An 18197-nucleotide genomic window follows, 5' to 3' on the forward strand; every position below is an offset into this window, starting at 1 on the left:
CACCTTCTAGACTTTCAAACATAATTAATCATTAGTGAAATAAACTATCCAGCTCTCCCTGTGACAAGCTCGTGGTCTCGAAGTCCGAAGGGGTATATTCCAATACTTGATTGCCCGCACAATGATTAATAATCAAAATTAACGCTTCATTAAATAACCCCATAAACTTTTCAATAGTTTTCATCTTAAACTGATTGCGGCTATAAGTGATGCTAACGTGCAAGGACTGATTGATGATCATAACCTGAATATCTAGCAACGAAGTAAGTTCGTTAGCTCTACTTGAATCTAAGCCACTGCTTTCGGGAGCTAATGTGAACCATCGCTTATCCCATGCACCGTCGAAATCACCAAGAAAATTAAAGCGAATTAACTTTCTGGCATCGTAATTTTGTGTAAATTTCTTTCGTGACTGTAGTAAGCCAAAACCAATCCCTTGCAACGGCACCTCTCGAAGCTGCTCTTTCACTGACTTAATAAGAGAAGCGAGTTGAGGCGTAATGGACCCAGTTGGATACGTTAGCACTACCGGATACATACTCGTGAACCAGCCAACCGTGCGAGAAAGATCAATCTCATGTTGAAGCTGCTCTCGTCCGTGCGCTTCCAGCTCGACAACTATTTCTTCCTTGTCAAAGCAGTTATAGACCGCATGAGTCAGTGCTGCCACAAGCAGGTCTACTGGCTTGCTTCCATAGGCTTGCTGGCACTCGAACAAAAATGTGCTTGTCTGCTCCACACTAAACCTCTGCTCCATCGTACTTGTACTGCTTACCAATGCTTCACCCTCGTGACTATCTGTTGGAATAGCCGTTATGCAATCCAAAGTTGATTGCCAATAATAAAGCTCCTTTTCTGGAACAACGTAATTCGACAAGTGCTCTGACCATAATTGCAAAGACGCCGTTTTCTGAGGAATTTGATAGACTTCACCCCCTGCATGGCTTTTAAACGCTTCCGCAAGATCTTCTAATAAAATGCGCCACGATACACCGTCAATTACGAGATGATGCGCAGTAAGAAGCAATCTCTTCCCATTACGACCGAGATCAAATAGGCACACCCCGATCAGCAATGTATCACGCAGATGGAATTGGGACTTAAATGTCTCGCTTAACTGGGTCATCCGTATAGTTTGCGTATGATCATCAGCTTCATTTAATGAAACCGAATGTATAAGCAGCAGACGATCAACTTGGTTAGAGTAAAATAGCTCATTCGTATCTGAATCAACTTGCAATCGTAAACTATCGTGATGTTCGACAAGTCGTAACAAAATAGCTTTTAAATTATGTTCATCTATATCTCTCTGCAATTGAAGAAGTACCGACTGATGATAATACTCTGGACGTTTAAACTTCTGACGGAAAAACCAATCGGCAATCGGCAACGGTCGGAGCTTTCCTTCCGTCCGCTCCTGTGAATAAACGTTTATTTGGTTTAGCAACTCTAGTCGCAATGCCATCTGCTCAATAATTGGATTTTCCAAAATGTCTCTAACTTTGAGCGAAAAACCCACTTTGTTCAGGCGAGATGAGAGTTGTATCGCTTTAATTGAATCACCACCCAGTTCATAGAAGTGATCCTTAATACCTATACGTGTATTCTGAAGAACGCCACTAATGATTTCGATTAATTGCGATTCATTACTGTTTCGTGCTGCTACATGCTCGTTTTCCCGTACTAAAGCAAAATCCGATTGTGGCAGTAATGTTCTATTTACTTTTCCATTAATCGTTAATGGAATTTCCTCCAACTCTATAAATATTGATGGAACCATATAGGTCGGCAACTGAGCAGATAGGTACTGCCTTAGTTCAGCTGTAGCTATCGAGGCTTGCTTCACAATATAAGCGCATAAATATTTCCCGTACTTCTCACTTTCACGATCAATAACAACTGCGTCTTGAATCGCTTCATGCTGGATAACAATTTTCTCGATCTCCGCTGTTTCAATCCGATAACCCTTTATTTTCACTTGATGATCTACTCGACCGGCGTACTCAATCAATCCATTTGCAATCCGCTTCGACAAATCACCCGTGCGATACATCCGAGTACCATTCAAAAATGGATTGTTCAGAAACTTCTCCCTAGTTAACTCTTCTCGGTGAAGATATCCTCTAGCTACTCCGTCTCCTGCAATATAAAGTTCCCCGATGGTTCCCGATCTTACAGGCTGCTGGTCTTGATCCAAAATGTAGAGCATTACATTATCAGAAGGTACGCCAATGGGTACAGATACGAACTGATCTTCATTTCTGTTATATTGATGGATCATACAGCCAACGACCGTTTCAGTTGGGCCATATTCATTGTAAATTTCAATTGCTTCACCAAATCGATTCACAATTTCTTTCGCTAGGTCAGTTTTCAGGTCTTCCCCTCCGACGATAAATCGTCGTACAGATGAATGCCCAACATCTTGTTCCTTGAGTAAAGCAAGATGTGCTGGTGTCAGCTTCACAATCGTAGAAGCATTGTCCTTCATAATGCGATACAGTATAAATTCATCGCCATTATCCCGATAAACGTGTATACATCCACCACATATTAATGGAGTGAATATAGAAGTTACCGTAAGATCAAAGGCTAATGAGGAATAAAGTGGAAACGTTGGAATCTCATCTCGAACATAAACCTTCTTCGCCCACCATATATAATTGGTTAACCCTTTATGCTCAATCATTGCGCCTTTTGGCCGTCCTGTAGAACCCGATGTGTAAATCACATAAGCTAGATCACTTGGTTTATTTACATGATCCAAATTAGCTACATCTTGTCCATCCAGTTCAATGCTCTTATAATCTGAGATCTCGCCCTCGTAGCCCATAATGGTTGCATCATTTATATTTGTAAGCACAAGTTGCGCGGAGGAATCTTCCAGCATGTAACGAATCCGCTCTTCTGGATATGCTGGATCGATTGGCAAATATGCACCGCCTGCTTTCATCACAGCTAAGATGGCGACAACCGCATCAATAGAATGACTCATCCAAAGCCCTACAATCGACTCGTGAACAATCCCTTTTTGCAATAAATAACGTGCCAGCCGATTCGCCTTTTCATTTAATTGCCGATATGTCCACTTCTCTCCTTCAAACGCAATGCCGATCGTACTAGGAGCTCTCTCTTCCTGTTCCTCAAACAGCTTTAGTACCGACTTTTCCATCGGATAGGGCATAGCTGTTTGATTATAGTAATAAAGCTCTTCCTGTCTTTCCGCATCAGTTAATAAGCTTAAATGTTTGATTTCCCCTTCGGGGTTCTCCAACATTTGTTCGATTAAAAGCAGCAAGCGATGAGATAACTCTTCAACTTGCTCGGTTTCATAGGCATCAAGCCTGTAATCAAATTCGAGTGTTAAACTACCGTCCTCCGACCAATGTTTAATAATTATTTGAAGCTCATGCAACTGATGACCGTTGTAAAACTCTACATTCTCAACAGGCAATCCGTTTATCTGCGACTGAAGTTTCGTATTGTAATAATTGATACTCGTCTGAAACAATTGATCGTACCCCCGCTTTTTCAGTTCCAAATCTTGCGAGAGTAGATCGTAAGGGTATCGTTGATGGAAGTAACATTCCATCAGTCCCTTTTGAACAAGCTTTAACGTAGCATTAACTGTTGCATTCGCATCAAGCTCGAACCGAAATGGCATTGTGCTTGTGAACATCCCGTACATCGATTTCTCCCTTTTGCCTGAGCGATTGAGTACAGGAGTGCCAACAACGAGATCACTTTGCTGCGTCGTTTTGTACATATAGATCAAATAAGCTAGCACAAAAAACGTATTCAGCGAAATGCCTAACTCATTTGCTACGGCTTGAATACGCAATGATATCTCGGTGCCTGGCTGCATCAAATATCGTTTTCCCTCTGTGCTGTTGACAGATGATTGAATTAATCCTTCCGGAAGCACTTTAAATTTATCGTTCCAGAACTGCTTGCTCTTGCTGAATCTCGATGAGGAGAAATATTGATCCCCTTCTCCAACATATTGTAAGTAAGAAGGAGCCTTGGCTTCTTTGTCCAGTACCTCACCATTCGCAAGCTTCGTATAGAACTGGGCAATCTGCGATGTAAGCAGCTGATTTGACCATCCATCAGACAAAATATGATGGCATTTAACGAAGTACCCATTGTCTTCATCTGAAATACGAAATAATGCAAAGTAATATAACTTTGCGTTCAACAGCTGGAAAGGCTTGCTTGCTTCACGATGTACCCATGACCAAAAAGCCGCTTCAGGATTAACTTCCTTTGAAAAATCCTTAAAATCTAATGGCAGCCCATCATAAGCTTTGACCATCTGTGAAGCTTCACCGTCAAGCTCACCAAGTTGCAGACGCAATCCTTCATTCTGACCTATAAACGTATGAATTGCCTGCTCAAGCCATTGATTATTAACTGCACCTTTAATCCGAACGGGCCCGCCAATATTCGCTAGCGATGTGCCAGGGAAAATCTTTTCCATATACCATATGCGCTTCTGTGGATGTGTCAAAGAATAAGTCAAATCGTTTAACACCTGAACGGATGACTTTACATTCATATGAAATTCCCTCCATATATTAGAGTAAACAGATCTCTCGTCATTTCTGAGAGTCCAACTCTGCCTCATCTATTACATTTGTTCGATCATTACGTTCAATATTGAATCATAATCTATTTCTATTTTTAATAGGCGGTAAGAAGATTTGAGTACATCATAGGTGGCGTGTGTATACTGGAGTTCATTCTAGGTGGAGGATGCTCTTGTAGCTGCAAGAGTAAATAGATAATTCGAATACTTAAGTGGATATAAAGCCAATTGATAGTACAACAACAAAAGCCACTATTCTCTTGGAGATTAATCGCTTTAAAAGAGCGTATAGCACAAAGTATCCGCTTAGCATGCGTTCCCGGCGCATCACCTGAAGCGAACTTTCGACCTCTATCAATTCCTGTCAGACATTTGCAACATCATATGAATAATTTATAATATCGATAGTTTTCTACGAATGGGTTTATACTTTCAAATGATATAAAACTGGTTAAGTAGTGTAAATGTATCAATTTTAGCCAGAATAAGTCAATACGGCTAATGGAGTGTTTCAAATTTGCTCCATTTCATACGCGTCGAATAATATTACAATTTGTCAAAATAGCAGACGGAGCATAATAAAGACCTTCCACTATCAATTACTACTACATTTTTCTGAATTCCAATATTTTATTTCAAGCATATCTTTGACGAAGAACCCCTTTACCTACTACTATTATCATTTCAAATATGCATAAATCCCAAAATGGTAATTGATAAATACAACTGTTTTTCAAAAGTAGGTTACCTTCTAATTGACTAGCCAAACAACTTATTGAACCTTACTAAGAGATATCAGATGGTTACTTGAAAATTATATCGTTGAAGTAAATGGGTCTTTATACTCATAAAAAGACGAATTATTGTCTATGATTAGGATTTATTGCCTGTTTTTAAAATCACAACTAAAGTACTACGTTTTTTTTATGAATATCTTAGTTTTCTTATATTCAAAAAGAATTAAAGTGGCAATAAAAATGAAACAAAGTGATTTACATCACAGTCAACTATTAAGTATGCTTTAATAATGTAAATTTATTACATTTGTATTGCAGATAAAAAAGATTTCCTATGTCGAATCCATCTATTATTATAGGTTCAGAGCAAACCGGCCACTAGTATTCTCGGATGTCTAGTTCGAGCACAGCAAAGAATTTTAGACTGACCGCTATAATAGAAAAAACGGTAGCCCTGGACGAGAAAATAAAGTCCTAGACTACCGTTTATTTTTTAGCTATCGTGTCCCGTTAGCAAAATATGATGGCTAATTAATTGGTTAGTAACCATTCCTTACAGGTATTTGCACGTAATTGGAGTTCATTATACAACACGCCAGCGTGATAACCATCACAAACGGCATGGTGGAATTGACCCGATAATGGCAACAGTATTTTTCCGTCATGCTGAACATATTTCCCCATTGTAAAGATCGGTAGCAAATAGGTACCTTCGTTGTACACGTTCAAGTTAAACCCAGTGAAGTTGACCCAAGGAATGCTAGAAATAGGGAAAGTGTTTGACGGTTCGTTTGCTTTAGCAGCAAACTGTTTAACACTGCCATACATTTTCATATCGTTAAGATATCGACTGTAAAAATCACTAAATTTTTCACCATACAACGTCCAGATGCTTGAAAAGGTTTTATCATCATCATGGAAAATCGTATAGCTAGGAGACAAACTATCCCAATAACCTAGATTACCTTCAGCATCAAAACATGTACGAAATTCAACGTGGGTGTTTACCACTGTAGTTATCATGTGGATTAATGCTGGGTACAGCTTAATCCCATTATTCTTAAGTTCTGACAGCAGACAGGTAATGTCAATATTTGCCGTCATACTATAGGTGCATCTGACGTTGTTTAAATAATGTTCAAAATAGCGTTTTCTACTCAAGCTGTTAATGTCTATTGGATTAAAAACCATGTATTATGACCTCCTAAAATTATTGCATTTTTCATTTTAGGAGGTCTACTCGACTGATTTAACCATATCCTCATTCCAATCCCTCATGAAATTATTCCGTTACGGTGAGTATACCATCCGCTTAATCAAATTATAACGATTAACATAAAAGTTCATGGGGAAATATAAGCTAATGCAGATATAAAATCCCATTATCGATCGGCTAGCGTCAATAATTGCGTATGAAGTTATAAATTCATCCTCAATCGTTAATTATTTGCCGTAATCCACGTTCCATTCCAATAAATTACTTCATCTACACCTCGTCTAACTGTTGGGTATGCGGGTCCGTTTGCTTTACCAACAGCAATCATGAGGATGTTAACTAAGTTTTCAGGAACATTAAATTCCTTACGGAATTGTTCAACGCTATAACCAAGCATTGGTACTGTATCATATCCTCTTGCTTTTGCAGCTAACATGAGTTGCATAGCTACTAGGCCACCATCTAACATTTGCGATTCTTTTTTGGATTGTTCACTTGCAGATTCATAATAACCTTTTACACTATTGCTAAGAATATCTTTAATCTCGTTTGTCATAAAACCAGCATCGACAGCCCGTTGATTAATATGATCATCATTTGCCGCTGTATAAGCTTCCATATCTCCTAATACGACAATAACTGCTGATGCATCCACTACTTGCTGTTGTCCGAATGCGATTGGCAGAAGCTTCGCTTTTTCAGCAGGATTAGTGAAGACCATAAACCTCCAAGGGTTTAAATTGGTTCTGCTTGGTGCGAGCATCGCCTCTTCAAGAAGCTCTTTAATTTCTTCCTCAGTAATCTTAATTGAAGGATCATAACTACGAGCCGAGCGACGCTCACGAATTACGTCATAAAAATTAGCACTGCGATTTTCTTTTTCCATACTTTCATTACCCCACATTTTTTTTATTTAAAAAATACTATTTAATATAAACAGGTGGTTTTCCGTGTAACCCACATAAATTGCTACGTTGCTGACAAATCCTATTATGGTATAGTACAAATAAAATGAAAAGTACGTACTTTTTTGTAATATAGATACGAAAAAGTGCCTATAGATTGTTTAAAGGGGTATTAAGAGAGTTGGAACGAGATGGTCTAGTTTCTAGAAAAACATACAATCAAGTTCCTCCCAAGGTTGAATACTCACTTACAGAGTTTGGGGAATCGTTAAAGGAAGCTTTGAGAGACCTTTATGATTGGGGTGGGGATTATATAAAGCAACAGTATCCTAATGGCGAAGTTACTATAAGAAATGAAATTGAGGATATTTAAATCGTGTTAAACTCCAAAAAAATCATGTGATTACAAAAATTTTTATACGTTTTGAGATACTAAAATAGAAAAAAACGATGTATAGTTTTCATTCCTTTCTACAAAAATCGAGTTTTATACTATCATTTGTCGCATGATCTGTACTTTAGAACCATATTAAGAAATGACATTCAATGATACTATGTAGAAAAATGTCCACATCATTACAAAAGACAGGAATATGCGTCCTTTGAGATCGCACTTTCCTGTTTTTTGGTTGCCTTAGTTTGAATGAATAGCCTAGTTTGCGAATTAGTAAAGGAGGAGAATAGTGTCTAAACTAATTTATTTTGGAATCGATTTGCACGGACATATCAATGTTTCATTGGGGTTAATACGGGCGCTCGTTGAGAAGGGCGAGGAAGTGCTTTACTACTCTAGTGACGTGTTCCGTGAAAAAATTGAGGCAACCGGCGCTCAGTTTCGGAACTACGGAGATATGGGTGGATTCGAAATGCGTGAGGGGGATCGCGTCGATACGTTCCTCCTATTCTCCCATTACATTTTGGATAAAAGCCACGAACTTGTAGAACGATTTAAAGATGAGGTTACGGCATGGAATCCTGATTACATCATTCATGATGCATTTGCATATTGGGGAAAAGAATTTGCTCAATTGCTTAGTGTTCCTGGCATTTCGGCATTTGCTACATTCGCATATATCGACGAGATGGCTAATTTTGACCCTGACTTCTTTATGTCCAATATTATTCGGATTGGAGATCATCCGGTCTATAATAAATTTAAAAGTGCTGATCTTTACCAGAGATTAGTGAAGATGTCCTCCAAAACAATCGAGTCTAAATACGGGCTTAATAAGGTTAATGTTATAAACGATATTTTGGGCAGCAAAGAGAAACTAAATATTTTATATAGCTCGAAATCGTTTTATATATTCCCGGATTCGTTCGACGAGAGCTACTTATTTGCCGGTTATTCGATTACTCCACGTAAGGAGACAGTGGAATTTCCGTTCGAGCAGCTTGACGACAGACCATTAATTTATATTTCGTTCGGAACTATCTTAAATGAACTAGAAGATTTATTCCTTAACTGCTTTGAGGCCTTTGGACATTCGGATGTACAAGTGGTGATGTCGGTTGGCTACCACCTGAAGGTGGAAGACCTTAAAGGCATCCCCGACAATTTTATTGTTCGCAACTACGTACCACAGCTTGATATTCTGAAACGAGCAACTGTGTTTATTAATCATGCAGGCACGAATAGTGTGTATGAAAGCATCTGTTTCGAAGTGCCGCAAGTGGTCATACCGCAAGCATTCGATGAGTTTATGGGCGCCGTAATGGTAGAGCGAGCCGGTATAGGCATTTACATACGAAGTATGGTTCCAAGTGCGAACGAGCTGCAGGAGGCGGTTCAACAAGTACTGTCGGATTCGTCGTATCGAGATCGTAGCACAACGATAAAAGCTAGTTTCAGCCCCTTAGATGATACAATTAATGAGATAATCGCATATGTGGAACGTGAGCGCGGGACATCAATCACAACATTACGCTCCTCATAAACAAACAACTCCATGTTATAGAGCTTTGCAAACAAGGGGGATTCTTCCCCCTTTCTTATTCAAAAATCACATTCGTTTCAGAACTTCTTGTCCTTCTTGAAACAAACTTATCCAACTGGATAATATTTTATGAATGTATCCATATAAAACTTTTTATTTTATTTGATATTGAAGGAACTTCGCAAACTTTTGTTTCGATCGTTGTATTAACTTCCTCATTTTCGGGTTGTAACCATTCTCCCCTAATTGTCCTGCAATCTCTTGCATAGTGCAGCCTATATCAATAAGTTTAATAACTTGTGCATATTTACGGTTCATAATCTCAAATTCTTTTAGTATTCCCTTTACATGTTCTCTCTCCATAACTATTTGTTCACTTGAAGGAACGGGTGTCATTATTGCATCTGAGTATGAAAAAAGTGTATCCTCTCCTCGGTTCGATCTAGGTGTATCCAAAGAGATGAACCGTGCTTTTTCATACCTACGTTCCGCGTGTTTTGTCCCCCGTGTTTCATAACATCTCCAAGCATCCGCTTCTCTTAACCTAAGATTCACCTGGTATCGAGGCATAAAGTCTCCAATGTTAATGTCATAACCACTTGTTGCTTGAAATAATCCTTGGCTGAAGAAAGAAATAAAATCTTCCCTTGGAATATTGACTCCTGTTCGGATAGCCCTCTGACATGCACGATCAGCCTTTACAAGAATGAACGGATATAACTCCCTATAAAGCTGGCTAAAAGCCCCTTGATTTTGATTTTGTGCAAAATCAAATGCTAGTTTATTTATATGAACTCCATTAATATTACACTCCATATATATGTATTCCTCCCATTCATGTAGTTATTTACTAATGTCGAATGAGAACGTATGTTCGTGACTGATTATTAATTTATCATCTCCACTAGTTATGGTCAATCCACAATATTCGACTTTTCTTTACTTACTGTTTTTTCTTAAAAACATATAATAGCCACAGCAAACACCTAATGGTGCAGTACTGTGGCTATATTTAAAGTGCGTCACAAACAGCTTAGAAAAGCCAACATAAGAGTACATGAGACAAAACGTAACTTCACAAGACGCGTATTGTGAAACCAACGTTACAGCTTAAATACTATAATTGAAAAGAGGAAAATATATGTCTTGTACTCAACCTAGTAAAACAAAAGTTTCTATTCCTGTTCCACCAGCCAATCCCGCTCCTACCATTTTGGTAGGTTCTCAGGATAATATTGGAACTCGACTATTTATTTCTGACAATCCAGAAACAGTCGATTCAAACACAACAACTTTTACAAACGGGTACGCAACGATGTGGAGCGATACTACTACAGGTAAAGCTACTGTTCGATATCGCATGTTTATATGGCATCTCAATAAAACCGGTGCACCTTTCAAATTCGGGATTACCGTAGGCAACGCTGGTTCTTCTACCTACTCCATTCACAATGTAAGGAGCGCCATTTCAAATGAAGCTAATTTCGGGGAGATTGGTAAATGTGCAGCTGCTGCATTAGTAGGTGAAACAATGGATAGTATTTCACCTACAGATGCTACTGTTGCTCCTGGAGATCTTAGTGTAGTGAAAGAATGGACTGTGCCGAACAATACTCTTATAGGCGGCGTCATCGAATTCTCAATTAGCAACCAAGCTGCAGGAGCACCCATGACCTACAGGGTTCGCTCTGTAATTGCATCCAATCCTTCTTCAAATCTACGTTTAAATCAAAATCCTGTAGTTAATTACTTTGTTGGCACTGGCGGGTCGACCCATCCTCGCGGCTCTTGGGATTTTGCTGATATTTCAAGCTCGGCAACTTATACGGCAGCCACTTCTGGTGCGGGATGGAAACACTATAAGATGAGTGCAGGTTTTACATCCTATGATAATATCATGACCTCAGAAAATTCCTATAAAATTGCAGGCGCTCCCGCATCACAAGGGCCTGCCTCCAGTAATAAAGGGCATTATGGTGTGAAATATAACCTGAAAGTATCACTTACCAATACAACTGGTAGTACAAAAACGGTGAAGATTTATATGGCTGCTGGCGGTACACATCCATACACTGGTGCCGTATTGTGGAGTGGTGAAGGAGCAACATACAAAGTACCGGCTCTTGCCGCAGGAACAGGTGCCAATCAAGATGCTGTTGAAATCGCTAGCGTATCCATAGCTAACAATCAAACGATTAATCGTGTTATTACAGTATCTAATGCCGGAGGAGCTGCAACACCATCACTCATTGCTTTTAGAACAATGTAAACAAAATCAGCATGATAAAAAATATTCAAAAAAGTTTTTAAGTAGCTGTCGATTTTGTATTTCCTCATTCGTTGTCTTAATAGAGACTGAGAAAATCGGTTGTTTTTAACGAAGCCAGTCCAAACCAATGGATGAGAGGATGTTGTAAAATGGCAAAACACACAACTTATATTATATCGGAGGACGCAAGAGCTCAAGCTGAGTTCTACACAAATGCACTCGGGGGAGAAATTTTGTCCGTCATGACACATGGGCAACTGCCTGAAGCAAGGGAAGAACTCAAGAACAAGGTTATTAACTTAAGTTTAATAGCCGGAGGAATTCACTTCCTAATGTCCGACTCTGTATTTGAGCCAATCATTCGGGGGAACGCCATACATCAGGGTATCGAGTTTACAACAGAAGCCGAAGCACGTGAAGCCTTCGATAATTTAGCTGAAGGTGGTAATGTAAAGTGCCCACTTGCTCCGGCATTCTGGGGCTCCTTATTCGGACATATTGAAGACAAATACGGCGTAATGTGGATGATTACTACTGCTGGGCCGACTGCCTAAATATAAGAGTTAGTGTAAAAGTCCGTCCGATTATAATATCGGGCGGACTTTTTAAGTTTCTTGTTTATTAAGCATACCTCAAATGATATCAGCTTCTTGATTTAATCTATTTCAATTGTCAGGTTCTTTTAGCCACTGGTCAACAAAATTAAAGAAACTCACTGTTTCTAATATGACTTAAGATGACATATTTAAGATCTATAATAGACAGTATATTAATGAATGGAGTGAAATCTTATGAAACCTTTAAGCGGAAAAGTCGCTTTAGTGGCAGGCGCGACACGCGGTGCTGGTAGAGGAATAGCTATCGAATTAGGAGCGGCTGGGGCCACTGTTTATGTAACAGGACGCACAAGTCGAATACAACGCTCCGAGTACAATCGTCCAGAAACGATCGAAGAAACTGCTGAACTTGTCAATAACGCGGGTGGCCATGGAGTAGCAGTCCAAGTAGACCATCTAGATCCAGATCAGGTGCAGGCATTAATTGCTCGTATTGAAAATGAGCAAGGGCGTCTGGACATCCTGGTCAATGATATATGGGGAGGCGAGAATTTAATACAGTGGAACGAGCCCCTTTGGGAGCAATCCCTTGAGCAGGGCTTCCGTATGCTCCGGCTTGCGATTGATACACATATTATTACAAGTCACTTTGCATTACCACTGTTAATTCAAAACAAGAATGGACTTGTTATTGAAATGACGGACGGAACGGCAGAATACAACGACAAGAACTACCGTTTATCACTATTTTACGATTTAGCTAAGTCTTCGGTCATTCGTATGGCTAAATCTTTAGCCCATGAACTTTCACCTCATCATTGTACAGCAGTAGCATTAACTCCGGGTTGGATGCGTTCTGAAATTATGCTTGATCACTTTGGTGTTAAAGAGGAAAACTGGCAGGATGCTACGGAGAAGGAGCCTCATTTTATCATCTCAGAGTCTCCTCGTTATGTAGGACGTGCCATTGCTGCATTAGCCGGAGATCCCGAGGTTGCCAAATGGAATGCTCATTCCGTTTCAAGTGGTGAACTTGCGAAAGTGTACGGCTTTTACGATATTGACGGCTCTCAGCCTGACTGCTGGCGGTATCTCGTAGAAGTGCAAGAAGCAGGTAAACCAGCGAATGTTTCTGGTTACCGATAGTGTTCAACTTAAAAAATGAGTCTACAACTTTATAACCTTCGGACATTATGATAGAGTTTGTAGATTGATAGTACTATAAATTTACAGTTCCAAAGTGAATAATCAGCAGTAATTAATAAGCCTATAGAAAAACTTGTTCTGGCTCTGGCTCGGTATTTAGTTACCCTAAATAACCGTACATCGTAATAATTGGGGGGAGTATATGAAGGCAATTATAATCGGTGGCGGAATAGGCGGTTTGAGCTGTGCCATCGCACTACGAAAGGTTGGCTGGGATGTCACAGTATTTGAACAGAACGAAAATCTGACAGAAACCGGCGCAGGTATTGTACTCGCAGCAAATGCAATAAAAGCACTCAAGGTTCTCGATGTGGCGGATCGTGTCCAGGGAGAGGGAACGCCGGTCGGAGTTGCGGAGCTCAGAACGTGGAAAGGTAGTCTCTTGACACGATTGCCAGTCGAGAAACAGGCTATGCGTTACAGTACACCGAGTTATCTCATTCACCGCGGCAGCTTGCACTCCATTCTGTATTCGCACGCTCTTGATATCGGTGTGACCGTCCAATTAGGTAAAAAGTATACCGGATTGATTGACAGTAATGAAGGTGCCGAAGTACGTTTCACGGATGGAACAACTGCAAAAAGTGATCTCCTTGTGGCTGCCGATGGATACCGTTCAAAAGTCCGCGATGGGCTGTTTGGTCACAGTTCGCTACGATACTCGGGCTATAGAGCTATACGAGGTATAGGCAACTTTGAAGACCCGCGCTATCCACTTGCGGCTGGAGGAGGATTTGAGGCACTTGGCAAAGGCACTCGATTTGGATTTTCCCACCTTGGCAAAGGACGTATATTCTGGTTCGCGGCAATTAATGAGCCGGAAGGACAGGGAACTTTCCTTACACCTGAGGAAATCAAAAAACACGCTCTGCAAAAGTTCCGGAACTGGTATTCACCGGTCCCGGCAGTAATAGAAGCAACTCCTCCCTCCGATATTTTAACCCATTCCATCTATGACCTAGTACCGTTAAGAAAGTGGAGTAAGGGCCGAATAACGCTGATAGGTGATGCGGCACACCCGATGCTCCCAAACCTGGGTCAGGGCGGGGCACAAGCGATGGAGGATGCAATCATTCTTGCTAATCTGCTTAGAGATAAACCAACAGGCGAAGCTTTAACCGAGGCCTTAAAACAATTTGAGAACGTGCGCATACCTCGTATCCGTAAGATCGTCCACCAATCACGTCTTATGGGACGGCTTATGCAGCTTGAATCGCCGATGGCGCTAACGATAAGAAATACGGCTTTTCGAGTAGCCGTAAATAAATTGTTTATTACTCGGCTTCATCCCGTTGTTGGTTACGAGCCGCCAATATTATAATAAAAAGCACTGCCTATTGTATAACGGAACTTTCTTGAAAAATTCAGTTTTCTCGATTATGCAAACATCGACAGCCTTGGAGCGATTAATAAACTCCATGACTGCCGATGTTTTTTAACTTACATATCCCGTTTATTGAGCAGTGCTTATACAGTAACAATGAAGTACTTCTGTTCTATTTCGAAAGCCATTGCCTGTAAATATACATTAGAATTAAATAGGGAGTAGTGATTAGCTGCAATTGGGCTGATATGGACGTCCCCTTCAATAATGTTTCTCCAATCCAATTTACTTGTATTTAATTGCCCCAAGTATACCATCAGTTCATTCAAAACTGTTCTCGTGTCGACCGCATCAAATATGAGTGCCCTTCCGAGGAAGCGCTCCGTTGGTTTATGCTCTTGGAGCATTTGAATGTTCAGACACCATATCTCAAACAATTGCATCATATCACTGGCTGCAAATCCTTGCGGAATAATATTCATTGCATGTAACTCAGATACCATTCCTGATAAATCCATGGATTGAATTCTAGTAAGCACTTCATATTCAAGCTTCACTTCAGGCTTGAAAAAAGAGTTCACCATAGCTGGAAATGCCTTAAGAAATTGTTCCCTGCTAATAAACTGACCATGATAGGCAGAAGGTACAAAACTATCGAACATAATCAGGTCTGTGACGATTTCTCCTGCTCTTTGGAACTGCAATGAAATTTCCAGTGCGGCATTGCCACCGAACGAATACCCACCAAGTACATACGGGCCGTTTGGCTGCACTTTGCGAATTTCAGACATATAAAACTCTGCTAATCGTTGCATCGATAAGTTCGGTGTGTTCAATAATTTTGTTGGAAACTTAATGCCGTAAATTGTAGGATGACTTTTCATATGAGCGGCCAGTTGGTGATAGACCATAATTGTGCCGCCTGCTGGATGGATGAGGAACACTGCTCCCGGTAATGTTCCCTCTTTGATCTTGAACACGACCTGATCAGAATTCAGCTGATGTGGCAGCCCTTTCTGTACATACTTAACCAAGCTACTGATCGTAGAGTATTCCATAAAATCCTGTAAAGACAATTTAATACTTAGTATTTTGTTAATATCAGATACGATTTCAACTGAGCTTAATGAATCCCCTCCAAGGTCATGAAAAAAATCATCGGTTGACTTTATTTCTTCGATGTCGAGATGTTTCTTCCATATATCAGTGAATATCTGTTCAATGGATAATGCAGCTTCGGGTATTCTATCCTGCACCTGAGACTTCGTATTCTCGTCCTTATGTTCCAAGTCAATCCAATATCTTTTTCTCTCAAATGGATAGGTCGGCATTGGAACACGTCCAGCCTCGTAACCTTGGTACAATAACATCCAATCAATATCGGTTCCTGTTGCCCAAGCCTTTCCAATACAGTTTAACAAGCCATCAAGCGGGGAAGTTCCTGTGTCACTAAACGGAACCTCAATCACGTTTATACCTTCGTGATAGTTGTGCCTGCCATGTACTTCTCGACTGCCACTCCGTTCATCTTTGAGTAGATCGATAGCCGCACCTAATTCATATTTTCCAGTAATTGATGCTACCACATATTCGGCCACTATATCGTCACTATAATAGTTGGCTGGCTTTATTCCGAGATCAATAAGCAATGAAACAAGCGCATGAAGACTTATAAATTGAATGACAATCTCGTCTGCTGCTGAGTCCTGTTTCGTGTTAAGAAACCATGATCGTATTAGGGTACCTGTTGGCTGTTGTATCAATGCTATAAGTTGTTCAATCTTTGTTTGATAGATAGGCAAAGCATCATACAGTTCACGATATTGGTCTAAACTAGATATCGTACTTAGTTTAAACGCAATCGGACATTGATCAGTATTTGTAACTTTAAGTATAGAACAATTTTGATTATATGTTGTCTTAGACAATAGTTCCTTCCTGTCCTGACAAACAAAATAGGCACGGATATCAAATGGTTTTCTTCCAATTGCCAATGTAAATGCCATATCGGATAAGCTCTGCTCTTGATGTATATCCAAATGTAGATTTAACTGCTCTATCATTTGATGTACTGCCTTTTCCGATTTCCCCGAAAGAATAAATAAATGTGGCCCTTGCTGCGATTCAGTGAGCACCTTAGGTCCTTTTTTCAACACAGCAAATGCATTTGTCCCACCCATACCCAGTGAACTAACACCAACGTATTCAATCGAATCATTTTCGCTTCGTCTTTGGAGCGACTCATTCACATAAAATGGGCTATTCTCAAAGCTAATATTTCGATTGGGCCTTCCATAATGAAGGCTGCTAGGAATGACATCTTCTTTTACCACCAGCGCTGCTTTAATCAAATTAGCAACCCCAGCGGCTGCGTCTAAATGACCAATGTTCGGCTTAATTGAGCCTATAGCGCAATATTGTTTCTTGGTTGTGGAAAAGGCATCAATCAAGGCTTTCATTTCAATAGGATCGCCCAAGCCCGTTCCAGTTCCGTGGGCTTCGACATAGCTAATATCTTCCGCTGATATACCCGCCATAGAAATCGCATCCCGGATTGCTTTTGTCTGACCTGCCGCACTTGGAGCTGTAAATCCTATTTTTAACCGTCCATCGTTATTCAAGGCTGTACTCTTAATCACTGCATAGACTGTATCGCGATCTAATAATGCCTGCTCAAGCGGCTTTAAGAGTACGATACCACAACCGTTTCCTTTAACCGTGCCAGATGCTTTATCGTCAAATGCCATGCATCGGCCATCTTTAGATAACGTGCCTCCATCTTTATATAGATATCCGGTATGTTGCGGAACCGTTATACTTACTCCCCCCGCAAGCGCCATCTCACATTCGCCGTTTATCAAACTTTGGCAAGCGACATGAATGGCTACCAGCGAAGAAGAACACGCTGTTTGTATGGAAATACTTGGGCCGCTTAAATTCAATTTATAGGATACCCGTGTACTTAAAAAGTCTTTATCATTGCCAATTATGACTGGATAACTAAGCACTTCCTCACCATACTTTTTGCTCTTCGCTATGTGATGCAACAAGTAGGTGCTTAAGCTCATACTCCCATATACTCCGATATTTCTAGGATCAGAAGTTGGTGGATATCCGGCACTTTCTAAGGCCTCCCATGCACATTCAAGGAAAAGCCTTTGCTGTGGGTCTGTCAACTTGGCATCGTTTGGGGTAAATTCAAAAAAATCAGCGTCGAAATTTTCAATTCCGTTCAATACGCCTCCACGTGCAACATACCCATCGCTACGGTACAAAGAACTGCTAATCCCGGAATCTATCAGCTCCTTTTCATCAAACGCGCGGATTTTTTCCTCTCCTGCAATAAGATTTTCCCATAGTTCTCGTATCGTATCGGCTTCTGGGAATCTCCCAGACATCCCAATAATAGCGATATCAGTAAATTCAGCATCGAATCCCGCAACCATCTTCTTCACTCC

Annotated in this window: 10 protein-coding genes and 1 pseudogene; 6 read left to right on the forward strand and 5 right to left on the reverse strand. The window is 40.3% G+C overall.

The genetic code is table 11. From position 1 onward, the window contains the following. Window positions 1–31: 31 nt before the first annotated feature. The 3 genes from MFF31_RS04925 to MFF31_RS04935 form a co-directional block, all read right to left on the reverse strand. A complete protein-coding gene (locus MFF31_RS04925; RefSeq protein WP_238186992.1) occupies window positions 32–4558 on the reverse strand; it encodes a non-ribosomal peptide synthetase in 4527 nt (1508 codons plus the stop codon). Window positions 4559–5856: 1298 nt separating this feature from the next. Beyond that, window positions 5857–6516, reverse strand: a complete 660-nt coding sequence (gene catA, locus MFF31_RS04930; RefSeq protein WP_238186993.1) for a type A chloramphenicol O-acetyltransferase — start codon at window positions 6514–6516, stop codon at window positions 5857–5859. A 248-nt stretch (window positions 6517–6764) separates the two neighbouring features. Continuing rightward, window positions 6765–7427 (reverse strand): nitroreductase family protein, encoded by a 663-nt coding sequence (locus MFF31_RS04935; protein WP_238186994.1) that lies wholly within the window; start codon window positions 7425–7427, stop codon window positions 6765–6767. 191 nt (window positions 7428–7618) lie between these two features. Here MFF31_RS04935 and MFF31_RS04940 point away from each other — a divergent pair. Together MFF31_RS04940 and MFF31_RS04945 are read left to right on the forward strand one after the other, a co-directional pair. Then, a pseudogene (locus tag MFF31_RS04940) lies at window positions 7619–7819 on the forward strand (winged helix-turn-helix transcriptional regulator); the annotation flags it as partial. Between the two features lie 310 nt (window positions 7820–8129). After that, window positions 8130–9383 (forward strand): macrolide family glycosyltransferase, encoded by a 1254-nt coding sequence (locus tag MFF31_RS04945; protein WP_238186995.1) that lies wholly within the window; start codon window positions 8130–8132, stop codon window positions 9381–9383. 153 nt (window positions 9384–9536) lie between these two features. Here the strand turns inward: MFF31_RS04945 and MFF31_RS04950 are convergent, their stop codons facing one another. Beyond that, on the reverse strand, window positions 9537–10199 hold the full coding sequence (locus MFF31_RS04950; protein ID WP_238186996.1) for a sigma-70 RNA polymerase sigma factor region 4 domain-containing protein: 663 nt from the start codon (window positions 10197–10199) through the stop codon (window positions 9537–9539). 325 nt (window positions 10200–10524) lie between these two features. On the opposite strand from MFF31_RS04950, the gene MFF31_RS04955 reads away from it, so the two are divergent. From MFF31_RS04955 to MFF31_RS04970, 4 genes are all read left to right on the forward strand, one after another. Next, the gene (locus tag MFF31_RS04955; protein WP_238186997.1) at window positions 10525–11652 is read left to right on the forward strand and encodes a hypothetical protein; all 1128 of its coding nucleotides are present in this window, start codon (window positions 10525–10527) and stop codon (window positions 11650–11652) included. 149 nt (window positions 11653–11801) lie between these two features. Continuing rightward, complete coding sequence (locus tag MFF31_RS04960) at window positions 11802–12206, forward strand: VOC family protein (protein WP_238186998.1); 405 nt, start codon at window positions 11802–11804, stop codon at window positions 12204–12206. A gap of 237 nt (window positions 12207–12443) precedes the next feature. Further along, window positions 12444–13355 carry an SDR family oxidoreductase gene (locus MFF31_RS04965; protein ID WP_238186999.1) on the forward strand — a complete coding sequence of 304 codons (912 nt, stop codon included), beginning with the start codon at window positions 12444–12446 and terminating at the stop codon, window positions 13353–13355. A gap of 202 nt (window positions 13356–13557) precedes the next feature. Further along, window positions 13558–14736, forward strand: a complete 1179-nt coding sequence (locus MFF31_RS04970; protein WP_238187000.1) for an FAD-dependent oxidoreductase — start codon at window positions 13558–13560, stop codon at window positions 14734–14736. A gap of 146 nt (window positions 14737–14882) precedes the next feature. Here MFF31_RS04970 and MFF31_RS04975 read toward each other — a convergent pair whose 3' ends face one another. Next, window positions 14883–18185, reverse strand: a complete 3303-nt coding sequence (locus MFF31_RS04975; RefSeq protein ID WP_238187001.1) for a type I polyketide synthase — start codon at window positions 18183–18185, stop codon at window positions 14883–14885. Window positions 18186–18197 lie beyond the last annotated feature (12 nt).

It is taken from the genome of Paenibacillus sp. L3-i20 (genome assembly GCF_022180385.2).
Taxonomy (GTDB): Bacteria; Bacillota; Bacilli; order Paenibacillales; family Paenibacillaceae; genus Pristimantibacillus.